This window comes from Burkholderia cepacia (assembly GCF_001039005.1).
Classification (GTDB): domain Bacteria; phylum Pseudomonadota; class Gammaproteobacteria; order Burkholderiales; family Burkholderiaceae; genus Burkholderia; species Burkholderia theae.
On record NZ_LDWR01000017.1, the window covers coordinates 161423 to 175483 of the forward strand.

Here is a 14061-nt window from a genome sequence, read left to right on the forward strand (position 1 = left end):
CAATGCACAAAACAGAAAGTTGCAAACCTCGCTGCGTGCGACGCAGCACACGCAAAAAATCTGCGAACGAACCACCCGCTGCGCGGGCCGATCTGAGAAGATAGCGCCCCGCTTTCGCGCCGCATCATTTTCTTTCGTTCACGCGCCGCTTCACGTCTCTTCGTCTCGCTTCCTATGGCATCACACAATGCGCATCATGCGTCCGGCTTCGCGGCCGGCGTCGCCGCCGCCGTTCTCGTTGCACAAACCGGCGGGACCGGCCCGTGGCACATGGGCCTGCTCGCCGCGTTCGTGGCCGGCATCGCCGGCGGCACCGCGCCCGACTGGCTCGAGGTCGCATGGTGGAGCCGCAAGCGCCGCCTGTGGATCACGCACCGCACCGTCACGCACTGGGGCATCGGTTGGGTCGCGCTGCTCGCGCTCGGGTGGCACGGGCTCACCCATCATCCGCATCCGCTGTGGGCAGCGCCGCTGTTCGGCTTCGCGTGCGGCGGCGTGATGCACCTGCTCGCCGACTGGCCGAACCCGCTCGGCGTGCCGTGGATCTGGCGGCGTCACTCGCTCAATCTGTGGAATAGCGGACATTGCGACCTGATCGTGGTGGCCGCCGCATGGGGCGGCACGCTGTGGCTCGCGCAGTCGCTGTGGACGCGCGCGCCGCTGCTCGAACACTGGCTCGGCTGGTTGCATCGCGTGTAGTCGCGGTTCGGCGGGGGACCGAAGGCTGCCCGTGAATGTCCCTCGTGTCCCGCATGTCCATCACATCCGTTGAAAGCAGCGCGCGTGACCTCATCTGAAGGGTCGACCCACGTGCCCGGACAGCACGCGATGCCCGGCACGCACGCGCGACGTCTGGCACACTGACGATTCGATTCGCGTGCGATTCGTCCGCGCGCTCGCACCCCATTTCAACGCTCCGATGGACGTCACAGTTACCCGCCCTGCCGCCAGTGCGCTCGATGTGTTCCACCCGGCCGTCGCCGCGTGGTTCCGTCGCACGTTCGCCGCACCGACCGGCGCGCAGGCGCTCGCGTGGCCGCACATCAAGGCCGGCAGGTCGACGCTCGTCGCCGCGCCGACCGGCTCGGGCAAGACACTCACCGCGTTCCTGTGCGCGATCGACGATCTGGTGCGCGATGCGCTGTCGCACGACGGCACGCTTCCCGATGCGACGCTCGTCGTCTACGTGTCGCCGCTGAAGGCGCTGTCGAACGACATCCACGTGAACCTCGACGCGCCGCTCGCCGGCATCGCCGAATCGCTCGCACAACTCGGCCTGCCGGTGCCGGCGATCCGCACCGCCGTGCGCACCGGCGACACGACGCAGGCCGAGCGCGCCGCGCTGCGCAAGCGCGCGCCGCACATCCTCGTCACGACGCCCGAGTCGCTGTACGTGCTGCTGTCGTCCGTGTCGGGGCGACAGATGCTGTCGAACGTGCGCTCGGTGATCGTCGACGAAATCCACGCGCTCGCATCCTCCAAGCGCGGCAGCCATCTCGCGCTGTCGCTCGAACGTCTCGACGCGCTGGCCGGCCGTGCGCTGCCGCGCATCGGGCTGTCGGCGACGCAAAAGCCGATCGACGCAGTGGCGCGCTTCCTGGTCGGCGGCCCGGCCGACGCGCCACGCGACTGCACGATCGTCGACACCGGCCACACACGCGAGCGCGACCTCGCGCTCGAACTGCCGAACGTGCCGCTCGAACCCGTGATGGCGACCGACGTGTGGGACCAGATCTACGACCGGATTGCGGGGCTCGCGGCCGCGCATCGCACGACGCTGGTGTTCATCAACACGCGCCGCACCGCCGAGCGCATGGCGCGCCATCTCGCCGACCGGATCGGCAAGGAAGCGATCGCCGCGCATCACGGCAGTCTCGCGAAGGAACACCGCTTCGACGCCGAGCAGCGCCTGAAGCGCGGCGAACTGAAGCTGCTCGTCGCGACCGCGTCGCTCGAACTCGGCATCGACATCGGCGACGTCGATCTCGTCTGCCAGGTCGGTTCGCCGCGCGGGATCGCGCCGTTCCTGCAGCGCGTCGGCCGCTCGGGACACCATGTCGGCGGTGTGCCGAAGGGCCGCCTGTTCCCGCTGTCGCGCGACGAACTCGTCGAATGCGCGGCGCTGCTCGATTGCGTGCAACGCGGCGAACTCGATGCATTGCGGATTCCCGAAGCGCCGCTCGACGTGCTCGCGCAGCAGATCGTCGCCGAAGTCGCGTGCGCGGAATGGCAGGAGGACGCGCTGTACGCCAGCTTCACGCGCGCGGCGCCGTACGCGCGCCTGACGCGCGAGCGCTTCGACGAAGTGATGAAGATGCTCGTCGAAGGCTTCACGAGCCGCCGCGGCGTGCGCGGCGCGTACCTGCATCGCGACGTGGTCGGCGGCACGGTGCGCGGGCGCCGCAACGCGATGATGACCGCGGCCACCTCGGGCGGCACGATCCCCGACATGGCCGACTACGCGGTGCTGCTCGAACCGCAGGGCATCCAGGTCGGCACCGTCAACGAGGATTTCGCGATCGAGAGCCTGGCCGGCGACGTGTTCCAGCTGGGCAACCAGTCGTACCGGATCATTCGTGTGGAAACGGGCCGCGTGCGCGTCGAGGACGCGCAGGGTCAGTCGCCGAACATTCCGTTCTGGCTCGGCGAGGCGCCGGGGCGCAGCGACGAGCTGTCGGCGGCGGTCGGCCGGCTACGTGCGCGACTCGACGGGCTGTTCGCCGACGGCGACCGGCAAGCCGACACCGGCGGACGCAAGCGCGCAGGCGGTAACGCGACGAGCAAGACAGCAGCGCAAGCGGGAGCCGCAGCAAGCACCGCCGAAAGCCGACTCGCGCCGGCGTTGCGCTGGCTCGTCGACGATCTCCGCCTGTCGCCCGACGCCGCGCACCAGATCGCCGATTACCTCGCCCGCACGCGCGCCGCGCTCGGCGCGCTGCCGACGCAGGACACGCTCGTGATGGAGCGCTTCTTCGACGAATCGGGCGGCACGCAGCTGGTGATCCATTCGCCGTTCGGCAGCCGCATCAACCGCGCATGGGGGCTCGCGCTGCGCAAGCGCTTCTGCCGCAGTTTCAACTTCGAGCTGCAGGCCGCCGCGACCGACGACGCGATCATCCTGTCGCTGTCGCTCGCGCACAGCTTCGCGCTCGACGAAGTGTGGCGCTACCTGCGTTCGGCCAGCGCCGAGCACGTGCTGGTGCAGGCGCTGCTCGACGCGCCGATGTTCGGCGTGCGCTGGCGCTGGAACGCGACGACCGCGCTCGCGCTGCCGCGCTTCACCGGCGGCAAGCGCACCGCGCCGCAACTGCAGCGGATGAAGAGCGAGGATCTGCTCGCGACCGTGTTCCCGGATCAGGTCGCGTGCCTCGAGAACATCGTCGGCGAGCGCGAGATTCCGCATCATCCGCTCGTCGACCAGACGCTCGACGACTGCCTGCACGACGCGATGGACACCGACGGCTGGCTCGCGCTGCTGCGCCGGATCGAAAGCGGCGCGATCGAGCTCGTCGCGCGCGACCTGCCCGCGCCGTCGCCGCTCGCGGCCGAGATCCTGAATGCCAAACCGTACGCGTTCCTCGACGATGCGCCGCTCGAAGAGCGTCGCACGCAGGCCGTGCAGTCGCGCCGCTGGAGCGATCCCGAATCGGCCGACGATCTTGGCGCGCTCGACGCCGACGCGATCGACGCGGTGCGCGACGAGGCATGGCCGCTCGTGCGCGACGCCGACGAAATGCACGACGCGCTGCTCACGCTTGCGTGCGTCGCCGACAGCGAAGCGCAAGCCCACGATGGCTGGCCCGACCGGCTCACGGAACTCGCCGAACGCCGCCGCGCGACGCAACTCGTCGCGCCGGGCGGCGCCGCGCTGTGGGTGCCGGTCGAACGGCTCGTGTGCGTGCGCGCGCTGCATCCCGACGCGCGCACCGCGCCGGCGCTCAAGGTGCCGGCCGCCTGCGCACAGCCGTGGGAAGCGGATGCCGCGCTAATCGACGTGATCCGCGCGCGACTCACCGGATTCGGACCGCTTGCGCTCGACGCGATCGCGACGCCGCTCGGCCTGCCGCCTGCGTCGGTCGCGACAGCCCTCGCGGCGCTGGAGCGCGAAGGTTATGTGATGCGCGGCCGGTTCACGCCGGGCGCGACGACGGACGAATGGTGCGAACGGCACCTGCTCGCCCGCATTCATCGTTATACGGTGAAGCGGCTGCGCCGAGAGATCGAACCGGTCGAGCGCGCCGATTTCATGCGCTTCCTGTTCCACTGGCAACACCTGACGCCCGACACGCGCGGCACCGGCCGCGATGCACTCGCGGCCGTGGTCGAACAACTCGAAGGCTTCGAGGCCGCGGCGAGCGCGTGGGAAGACGCGCTGCTGCCCGCGCGGCTCACCGACTACATGGCGGGCGGCCTCGACGAGCTGTGCCGCTCGGGCAAACTCGTGTGGACGCGTATCGGCGCGCCGGCGCGCGCGGCCGGCACGCCCGTGAAGACGACGCCGATCGTGCTGCTGCCGCGCCGCCACCTCGCCGCCTGGCAGGCGCTGCGCGACCCTGACGCGCAACCGGCACTGTCCGCGCGAGCCACGCAGGTGCGCGATGCACTCGCCGCGCACGGTGCGATGTTCTTCGATGCGCTGCTCGACGATCTGCACATACTGCCCGTCGAACTCGAACAGGCGCTCGGCGAACTCGTGTCGGCCGGCCTCGTGAATGCGGACAGCTACGCGGGCCTGCGCGCGCTGCTGAAGCCGGCCGTCAAGCGCAGCGCGACCTATGCGCCGCGCACGCGGCGCGGCGGCGCGCTGATCGGCGGGATGGACGACGCCGGCCGCTGGGCGCTCGTGCAGCGCCACGCGCCGCTGGACGATGCACCGGCGCCGAAACGCGGCCCCGCCGCGACCGATCCGGACGCGCTCGAACACATCGCGTGGACGCTGCTGCGCCGCTACGGCGTCGTGTTCTGGCGGCTGCTCGAACGCGAGGCCGACTGGCTGCCGAGCTGGCGCGAACTCGTGCGCGTGCTGCAGCGCCTCGAAGCACGCGGCGAGATTCGCGGCGGGCGCTTCGTCGCCGGGCTCGCGGGCGAGCAGTTCGCGCTGCCCGAGGCGATCCCGATCCTGCGCGAGCTGCGGCGGCAACCGGGTGACGGACAGTACGTCTGCGTGACGGGCGCCGACCCGCTGAATCTCGCCGGCACGCTGCTGCCCGGCGACAAGGTGCCGGCGCTGGCCGGCAATCGCGTGCTGTTCCGCGACGGCGTGCCCGTCGCATCGCTCGTATCGGGGACGTTCCACTACGCGCCCGAGCTGTCGCCCGCCGCGCGCGAGGATGCGCGCCTGCGGCTCGCGCGCCACTGCTGACACCGACTGACACGCGGCGCCGCGCAGACTACTGATCGCCGGGCCGCGCTGCCGTCATCGTTCGGGTAGCATCGAACGATTGACCGCGCGGGCTCCCGCGTCCGAACAAAACAACACTTCCGGAGACTGCCGCCGATGCCTTCGCATGTCGATTCGCCCACCACCCATCACGCCGGCTCGCTGACGATTTTCCAGGGCGCCGCGCTGTATATCGGCGCGGTGCTCGGCACCGGCGTGATCGCGTTGCCCGCGCTGGCCGCCGAGGTCGCGGGCCCCGCGTCGCTGCTTGCGTGGGCCGCGCTCGTCGTGCTGTCCGGGCCGCTCGCGGCCACCTTCGCCGCACTCGGTGCGCGCTATCCCGACGCGGGCGGCGTATCGACCTACGCGCGGCGCGCATTCGGACCGAAAGCAGCGGCGATCGTCGGCTGGTGCTTCTACTTTGCGGTGCCGGCCGGCGCGCCGGCTGCCGCGATGTTCGGCGGCGCGTACGTCGCGGCCGTCACGGGCGGCGGGCATACGACGATCATCGTCACGGCCGCCGCGCTGATTGCGACCGTGTCGGCCGCGAATGCATTCGGCGTTACCGTATCGGGCCGCATGCAGCTCGTGTTGTCCGCGCTGCTGGTCACGCTGCTGCTCGCCGCGGTGTTCGCGTCCGCACCCCATGCGCGCACCGCGAACCTGCATCCGTTCGCGCCGCACGGCTGGCTCGCGGTCGGCCAGGCCGCCGCGCTGCTCGTGTGGAGCTTCGCGGGCTGGGAGGCGATCACGCATCTCGCCGCCGAATTCCGCCGGCCCGCGCACGACATGCCGCGCTCGGCCGGCATCGCGGTCGTGGTCGTCGGGTTCCTGTATCTGTCGGTTGCCGCCGCGAGCGTGATGGTGCTCGGGCCGTCCGCGGGCGCATCGGGCGCGCCGCTCGGCGAACTGATCGCGGGCGGCATCGGCGGTCACGCGCAGGTGCTGGCCGCCGCGGCCGCGGTGCTGCTCACGCTCGGCACGATGAACGCGTATTTCGCGGGCGCGGCCAAGCTCGGCGCGGCGCTTGGGCGCGACGGCGCGTTGCCTGCGTGGCTCGCGCAAGGCAGCCAGGTCGGCGGCGTCCCGCGCCGCAGCCTCGGTGTGATCGCCGTGCTCGCGGCCGTCGCGCTGGCCGCGACGATCATCTCGGACGTCGGACCGAAACCGCTCGTGCTCGTCACGTCCGGATGCTTCGTGATGGTGTATGGGCTCGGCGCGGCTGCCGCGCTGAAATTGCTGCCGCGCGGCGGCATCGCTTACCGCTGCGCATGGATTTCGCTGGTCGCGGTCGCCGGGCTGTTCCTGACGACCGGATGGTATTTGCTGTGCCCGCTGCTGCTCGCGGGCGGTGCGCTGCTGTATCTGCAGGTGAGCGGATCGCGCAAATGACGCGGCGCAGGTGACCCGGCGTGTGCACTTGGGCCGATGCCCGCTCGTGCGCGGCAACGCGCCGGTGAATCGCAAACCGAGCGCAGGCCGAATCACCGCACAATTCGCCGCACGCATCGCGCGGACGGTCGCCGCAAGCCGACCGCGCGCCGATTCGTCACGCCGTCAGGCCGACACCAGCTCGAAGCTGAGCCGTTTGCCGAGCGCGGTGGCCGCGCTCGCGAGCGTCGCCAGCGTGAGGCTCGTGTCGGTTTCGTCGAGCAGCCGGTTGAGCGCGGCACGGCTGGTTTTCATCCGCGCGGCCATCGCGGTTTTCGTGATGTGCTGCGCCTTCATTTCCTGCCCGATCTGCCAAGCGATCACGCGCTTGATCGCGGTGGCGGTGGCCGCTTCGAGATTGCCGTCCTCCTCGAGGAAGGCATCGAAGTCGCTGCCGATATGCGGATTGTTCGTGCTCGTCATGTCGTACTCCAGTGCATGGCGTTGCCGGTTGCCCGACCGTCGAGGACGGTACGTTCCGGCACAACCGGGAAATTCAGATGGCGTGCGTCAGCGCTTTCAGGCGCGCGACGGTGACGTCGAGATCGTCCGACGGCGTGGCCCGCGACTGCTTGAAAAAGCCGTGCAACAGGACCATCGTGTCGCCGACGACCGTGAACATCACGCGGGCGCTCCGCCCCGGCAGCATCACGCGGATCTCCCACAGACCCTTCGCCATCTTCCGGACCACCGGCATACCAAGCGGCCAGCCGAGTTGAACGGTCTTGATCTCTTCGCCGATCAACCTTCGCTCCGCTTGCCCGAGCGCGTTGAGCCATTCGCGCACCGGCTCGTTGCCGCGGGCCGTGCGGAAAAACCGCACGCCGAGCGTCACCTGGATCTGCTGTCTCGCCATCGTCTTGTCTCTCATCGTACCAAAAACGATACGATATGCCAAGCACCACGAGACCGGCTACTAGCCGGATGGCCGATCCGCCCACACGGAAAGGGAATGAGCCGGGCTTGCCGCCCGGCACGGCGCGTCAACCATCGCGGCGAGCCGGCTTGCGCGCGGTGCGCGGCGTCCGGTCGCGGCGCGTATCGCCGAACCGCGACCGCGCGATGTCGCGCACGGCATCGATCAGCGTCCGCGCGACCGGCGACGGCTGCGCATCGGTGCGCAGGACGAGCCCGACCGGTTCGTCGGTGCCCGCCGACGGCAGCGGCAGGCGCGCCAGCGCACCGGCCGACAGATCGTATTCGGCCGCATAGAGCGGCACGAACCACACCGCGTCGTTCTCGAGCGCCAGCGCGCGCGCGACCGATACCGACAGCACCTCGATGAACGAATCCAGCGGCGGCACGCCGCATGCGCCGAGCAGTTGCTCGGCCGACTGACGGATCAGCGTGCCGAACGGCGGCAGCACGACCGGATAACGCGCGAGTTCGGTGGCCGGCGCCGCGCTCGACAGCAGCGGATGCCCGGCGCGCACCACCGCAACGAGCGGCTCGTTGTACAACTGCTCGAACGCGAGGCCGATCATCCGCTCCGGCTCCGACAGCCGCCCGATCGCGCATTCGATCGCACCGGCCTTCAGCCGCTCGAGAAGATCGGCGTTCGCGGCCGTCGCGATCCGCACGACGATGCGCGGCCAGCGCTCGGCCAGCGCCTTCATCAGCGCGGGCGCGAGCGATGCCGCAACGGTCGGCAGCATGCCGATTTCCAGCGTCGCGGCGGCGGCCCCGCCCTCGCGGGCGAGCAGCCCGACGCCCTGCCGCAGCGCCAGCACGCACGCGTTCGCGTGCGGCATGAACAATTGCGCTTCGCGAGTCGGCTGCGCGCCCTGCCGGCCGCGCTCGAACAGCTTCACGCCGAGGATCGCCTCCAGTTCGGCGATCGTCTTCGAGACGGCCGGCTGCGTGATCGACAGGCTTTCGGCCGCCTTCTGCACGCCGCCCAACTGCGCGACCGCGAGAAAGCACTGCAGGTGCCGGAACTTGACGCGGCCGTCGGCGATACGGTTATTCATAACGGGGAGTTATGTGAATGCTAGTGAAATACCATTTTGCATAACTTTCCGGATATCCCCAAGCAATCGGTGATGCATCACGCGTCGCGCCGCAGCGCGTGGAAACCGGTCGGCTCCCAGATCCGCTTCGCGATCAGCAAGCCCGTCCCGTGCTTCTGCCCGAGCGGCGCGGACGACGACTCCGCATGCAGCGCGGCCGCCTTGCTGCGCAGTCGGCGCAGTTCCAGCTCGAGTTCCGCAGCGGCGGCCTCGGTCAGCATCCCTTGCGAGAACGTCATCGTCTCGCCCGCGCCGTCGAAGCGGCTGTCGAGGAAATCGCCGAGCGCGTGCGCATGGAAATAACGGCGGATCGGCCCGCCTGGCAGCCAGTCGAAATCGCGCGCGACGCGTACGCGTATCCGGTCTCCCGGCAGCAGCGCGACCACATTCATCCGGTCGAGCATCAGCAGGTATTTCACGCACTCGGCCTTCGTCACGCGATAGGCCGACACGATGTCCTGCACGGTCCAGTAGTTGATCGCGCACACGGCGACGAGCAGCAGTTTCTCGTCCGACACGAGCAGCGCCTCCTGCTGCTCGGTCAGCACGTGCAGCCTCGGCGCCGACGCAGACGCCTCCTGCGCGAGTTCGGCCAGCGTATAGCCGAGCAACTGCGCGATCTCCGCGACGCGGTCCAGCGTAAAGCGGCCGCTCGCGAACAGCCGCTTCACGCTGGTCTCGGAAACGTCGAGCGCACGCGCAACGTCGCGGTAGGTCATTCCCTGCGCCTTCAACTGGCGCTTCAGCGTTTCGATGAGTTGGGCGGTTTCGGTCATTTTGGTATCGAAAAACGATGCTCGAGGTCAGATACTAGGCTACCTGAGCAGGCAAATGAACACTTTTGGGTACTTGTCTGCATAATCCGCTCCGTCCTGTCACTCAACGACGGAGCCGAAATGGCCACCCGAACCGAAACCGCCGCCTACGAACCGCAGCACACCGCACCGCGCGATGCACGCGATACGGATCGCACCATGCCGCTCGCCACCGTTCGCACGCTGGCCGCCGGCGCGCATGTCGGGGATCTCGTGTTCATCCGCGTACCGGCCGGTACGCCGCGCGATGCCGCAGGCGCGACGGGCGCGTGGACCAACCGCTTCGGGATCGTCGTCGATACGTCAGGCGACGAACCCGTGATCGCCGAGCCCGCGTTGGCGTGGACGAAACTCACGCCGCTGTCGCGCTTCGTCGCCCGTACCGACGGCGGACGCATCGCGCTGGCACGGCGCATCGCGGCATCGACCACCGACGCGCAGCGCCGGGCCCATGCGACGGCCGAACAGCGGATCGACGCGCTGCTCGGCAGCCGCTTCAACCTGCGGGCGCGGCGCGGGTTCTGCGCGCGGTACGTGAGCGACGTGATCGGTGCCGACCGGGCCGCGACGCCGGCCGCCCTGCTGCGCAGCGGCATGCTGTCGCTCGAATTCGACGGGATCGTGTTCGATCCCGGCCACCCATAACGACGGGCACGCTCGGGGAGACCGCATAACAACAACAAGAACGAAAGACAAAAAAGCAGCGACGGGCTGGCTGGAGGGCCGTGCACGGGGTCGTCACCGACGACGCGAAGCCCGATCGCTTTTTCCGCCGGACAGAGCATCCTGTCCGGCGGAATTTTCATTGGTGCGTCATACATAACGATCAGTTATGTGTCTCGCGAAAAAAGGTCATTTTGCATAACTTTCCGGATTGGCTACAGTCCTGCCATCCACTTCGCGAAATACCTATCAGGAGACGCCCGATGGATTCCCCCACGATCCTCACGCCGCGCGACTGGCCGTCGCATCCGGCCTATGTCCACCCCGAGTACCGTTCGTCCGTGAAGCGCGGCCCGACCCGCCCGCTGATCCCGCTGAAGGACAAGCTGCGCGACCAGTACGCGCCCGTCTACGGCGCCGAAGATCTCGGCGCGCTCGACCACGACCTGACGAAGAACGCCGTGAAGAACGGCGAGCCGCTCGGCGAACGCATGGTCGTCACGGGCCGCGTGCTCGACGAAGGCGGCAAGCCCGTGCGCAACACGCTCGTCGAGGTATGGCAGGCGAACGCGGCCGGCCGCTACGTGCACAAAGTCGACCAGCACGACGCGCCGCTCGACCCGAACTTCCTCGGCGCGGGGCGCTGCCTGACCGACGACGAAGGCCGCTACCGCTTCCTGACGATCAAGCCCGGTGCGTATCCGTGGGGCAACCATCCGAACGCGTGGCGCCCGAATCACATCCACTTCTCGCTGTTCGGCGATTACTTCGGCTCGCGTCTCGTCACACAGATGTACCTCCCCGGCGACCCGCTGCTCGCGTACGACCCGATCTTTCAGGGCACGCCCGAGGCCGCGCGCGATCGCCTGATCTCGCGCTTCTCGATGGACATCACCGAAGAAGGCTATGCGCTCGGCTACGAATTCGACATCGTGCTGCGCGGCCGCGACGCTACCCCGATGGAGCGCTGAACCATGACGACGCTGAAGCAAACCCCTTCGCAGACGGTCGGCCCGTACTTCGCCTACGGCCTGTGCCCGCAGCAATACGACTACGACCTGAAGAGCCTGTTCACGCCGACGATCGCCGCGACGCACGCCGACGGCGAGCATGTGCTACTGGTCGGGCAGGTGTTCGACGGCGACGGCAACGTCGTCGGCGACGCGGTGCTCGAATTCACGCAGGTGGACAGCGCAGGCCGCTACCCGGCGTCGCGCGGCGACATCGCGAAATCCGGCTTCACGGGCTTCGCACGGGTCGGCACCGGCACCGATGCGCAGCAGCGCTTCGTCGTCGAGACGGTGAAGCCCGGCCGCATCACGGCCGACGATGCACCGCACATCAACGTAACCGTGATGATGCGCGGGATCCTCACCCATGCGTTCACGCGCGTGTACTTCGACGACGAAGCCGCGGCAAACGCGGTCGACCCCGTGCTGAACGCGGTGCCGGCCGAGCGCCGCGCGACGCTCGTCGCGAAACGCGACGCGCAGCCGGGCCGCCCGACCGTCTACCGCTTCGACATCCGCATGCAGGGGCCGAACGAAACGGTGTTCTTCGACGTGTGACGCACGCCGGCGCAAGCCGGTTTCGGATGCCGACGAACCGCCGCGTGGCGCGAACCCGACAGGGAGCGCGCCACGCGGCGTTTTTCATGCGCCGTTGGAATCTTTCGATGCTGCAGCGCATCGCGCCGACGCACGGTTGCCGATGTCCATTGGCCGGGACTTCTGCCCCCACATCGAACACGCGATTCAAACGCATGCTGCAAGAGCACATGAATCGTCGGAAAAGCACGATTACGTTTGCGCGTTATGCGGCGTATTCTTGGGTATCAAAGACGAGCCGACAGGATTAAATCGAAAAAGGCAACAATCCCACAAGTCATGCGCGCACCGCCCACGCTGGCTGTTCGCGCATTTTTTCTGACCGAGTGCCTTTAAACGCGTCTGACCGAAATTGGCAGGCGCGTATTTTTTTGCCTTACCGCTACGACCGGCGAACGGGCATGACCCGCACCGGCGCCGATCTCTTTCGGTCAGCGGCGAATCTCCAGATACCGGCTCGGCGTGTCGCCCAGAATGCGGCGAAACGCCGACGTAAACGCGCTGGCGCTCGCGTAGCCGAGATCGAGCGCGACGCACGTCACCGGCTGCCCGTCGCTCAGGCGGGCAATCGCCGCGAGCATGCATACCTGCTGACGCCATGCCGCGAAACTCACGCCCGTCTGCGCGCGGAACTGCCGCGTGAACGTACGGCGGCTCACGCCCGCATCGGCGGCCACCTGGTCGAGATCGGCCGCGATCGACGGCGATGCGAACAGGTGCCGGCATACCTTCGCCAGCCGTGCATCGGCCGGCAGCGGCGCATGCAGCGACAGGCGCGGCATCGTCGCGATTTCCGCGACCAGCAGCGCCATCAGCTTGCCCGCGCGCCCGTCGACGTCGTACAGGGCAGGCAGGTCGATCGCGTCGTCGATCAGGTGCCGCAGCAGCGGGGACACGCCATACACGCCGCACTGCTCGGGCAGGCCCGCCGCCTGCGCGGCGTCGCCCGTTACGAACGTGTTGAGCATCGTGACCGGCCCGGTCATCGTCATCTCGTGCCGTACGCCGGCCGGCACCCAGCACGCACGCTGCGGCGGCACCAGCCAGCGCCCGTGCGGCGTCGACACGCTGATCGTGCCGCGCGACGCGAACGCGAATTGCCCGCGCCCGTGCGCGTGGTCCGGAAACGTCGTGCCCGCCGCATAGTCGTTGGCGGTCACGACCACGCTCCGGGGAATGTGTTCGTACGGATCTAACAGCGAATTTCTCACGGCCCGAATTCCATCATCAATGACCCGATATCGAAGGCGGGTCTCCTTCGATCGATCTACGATCCGCTCCACCCTTGCGCGACCTGACGGCCGCAGGACCCGTCGGCCTGAACGGCCGGATTTCAACACCATCGGAGCGGACATGCCGAATACGTTTCATCGCGTGGGGGACGGCCCCCACCCTGTTCTCGTGCTGCACGGCTGGTTCGGCGACGCGCACGCATTCGAACCCATCGAAGCGTGGCTGTCACGCGAGCACTTCAGCTATGTATTCATGGACTTCCGCGGCTACGGCCGCATGCGCGACGCACGCGGCGACTACACGATCGACGAGATCGCTGCCGACACGCTCGCGCTCGCCGACACGCTCGGCTTTCCGACCTTCAGCCTCGTCGGCCATTCGATGGGCGGCATGGCGATCGAGAAAATCGCCGCCGTCGCACCCGAACGCGTACGCGCGCTGGTGCCGATCGCCCCCGTGCCGTGCGGCGGCCTGCCGTTCGATGCCGAGCGGCGCGCGCTATTCGAGCGCGCCGCCGACCATGTCGCCGATCGCAGGACCATCATCGATCGCAGCACCGGCAGCCGGCTGCCCGCCGCCTGGGTCGAGTGGAAAGCCGCGTATTCGGCCGCCCATTCGTCGCCACAGGCATTCGGCGCGTACTTCCGCGCGTGGGCCGATACGGATTTCAGCGACGAGATTACGGGCGTGCATCCGGTGAAAGTGCTGATCGGCGAGCACGATCAGGCATTCGATGCGGCGCTGATGGCGCGCACCTACCTGCGGCGCTACCCGCGCGCCAGCGTCGACGTGCTGCGCAATGCGGGCCACTATCCGATCAACGAGACGCCGCTCGCGCTGGTCGCGGCGATGGAGGCGTTCCTGCTCGCCTCGACAGCTCATCCCGCCTTCAGCGGCTGACACGCCGCGCGCAAGCGGCCTCG

General features: G+C 68.7%; 12 protein-coding genes. 7 read left to right on the plus strand and 5 right to left on the minus strand.

Annotated elements, in window-relative coordinates:
- Positions 1-174 precede the first annotated feature (174 nt).
- The 3 genes from VL15_RS10765 to VL15_RS10775 all read left to right on the plus strand — a co-directional run bounded on the left by VL15_RS10765 (position 175) and on the right by VL15_RS10775 (position 6772).
- Positions 175-699, plus strand: coding sequence for a metal-dependent hydrolase (locus VL15_RS10765; RefSeq protein WP_048245465.1), 525 nt, complete (start codon positions 175-177; stop codon positions 697-699).
- 220 nt (positions 700-919) lie between these two features.
- A complete protein-coding gene (locus VL15_RS10770; RefSeq protein WP_048245466.1) occupies positions 920-5362 on the plus strand; it encodes a DEAD/DEAH box helicase in 4443 nt (1480 codons plus the stop codon).
- Between the two features lie 135 nt (positions 5363-5497).
- Positions 5498-6772 carry an APC family permease gene (locus VL15_RS10775; RefSeq protein WP_048245467.1) on the plus strand — a complete coding sequence of 425 codons (1275 nt, stop codon included), beginning with the start codon at positions 5498-5500 and terminating at the stop codon, positions 6770-6772.
- Positions 6773-6937: 165 nt separating this feature from the next.
- Here the strand turns inward: VL15_RS10775 and VL15_RS10780 are convergent, their stop codons facing one another.
- From VL15_RS10780 to VL15_RS10795, 4 genes are all read right to left on the minus strand, one after another.
- On the minus strand, positions 6938-7234 hold the full coding sequence (locus VL15_RS10780) for an XRE family transcriptional regulator (protein ID WP_048245468.1): 297 nt from the start codon (positions 7232-7234) through the stop codon (positions 6938-6940).
- Between the two features lie 73 nt (positions 7235-7307).
- Positions 7308-7667 (minus strand): type II toxin-antitoxin system RelE/ParE family toxin, encoded by a 360-nt coding sequence (locus VL15_RS10785; RefSeq protein WP_048245469.1) that lies wholly within the window; start codon positions 7665-7667, stop codon positions 7308-7310.
- A gap of 127 nt (positions 7668-7794) precedes the next feature.
- Entirely contained in the window at positions 7795-8781 is a 987-nt protein-coding gene (gene pcaQ, locus VL15_RS10790; protein ID WP_048245470.1) for a pca operon transcription factor PcaQ, read from the minus strand.
- A gap of 77 nt (positions 8782-8858) precedes the next feature.
- Positions 8859-9596 carry a helix-turn-helix domain-containing protein gene (locus tag VL15_RS10795; RefSeq protein ID WP_048245471.1) on the minus strand — a complete coding sequence of 246 codons (738 nt, stop codon included), beginning with the start codon at positions 9594-9596 and terminating at the stop codon, positions 8859-8861.
- Positions 9597-9716: 120 nt separating this feature from the next.
- Between VL15_RS10795 and VL15_RS10800 the strand changes: the two genes are divergently transcribed.
- The 3 genes from VL15_RS10800 to pcaG all read left to right on the plus strand — a co-directional run bounded on the left by VL15_RS10800 (position 9717) and on the right by pcaG (position 11866).
- On the plus strand, positions 9717-10280 hold the full coding sequence (locus VL15_RS10800; protein ID WP_048245472.1) for a YiiX/YebB-like N1pC/P60 family cysteine hydrolase: 564 nt from the start codon (positions 9717-9719) through the stop codon (positions 10278-10280).
- Between the two features lie 281 nt (positions 10281-10561).
- The gene (gene pcaH, locus VL15_RS10805) at positions 10562-11269 is read left to right on the plus strand and encodes a protocatechuate 3,4-dioxygenase subunit beta (RefSeq protein WP_048245473.1); all 708 of its coding nucleotides are present in this window, start codon (positions 10562-10564) and stop codon (positions 11267-11269) included.
- 3 nt (positions 11270-11272) lie between these two features.
- Positions 11273-11866: a protocatechuate 3,4-dioxygenase subunit alpha gene (gene pcaG, locus VL15_RS10810; RefSeq protein WP_048245474.1), complete on the plus strand. Its 594-nt coding sequence runs from the start codon at positions 11273-11275 to the stop codon at positions 11864-11866.
- A gap of 470 nt (positions 11867-12336) precedes the next feature.
- On the opposite strand, the gene VL15_RS10815 is transcribed toward pcaG, so the two are convergent.
- Positions 12337-13116 carry an AraC family transcriptional regulator gene (locus VL15_RS10815; protein ID WP_048245475.1) on the minus strand — a complete coding sequence of 260 codons (780 nt, stop codon included), beginning with the start codon at positions 13114-13116 and terminating at the stop codon, positions 12337-12339.
- Between the two features lie 142 nt (positions 13117-13258).
- On the opposite strand from VL15_RS10815, the gene VL15_RS10820 reads away from it, so the two are divergent.
- On the plus strand, positions 13259-14038 hold the full coding sequence (locus tag VL15_RS10820; protein ID WP_048245476.1) for an alpha/beta fold hydrolase: 780 nt from the start codon (positions 13259-13261) through the stop codon (positions 14036-14038).
- Positions 14039-14061 lie beyond the last annotated feature (23 nt).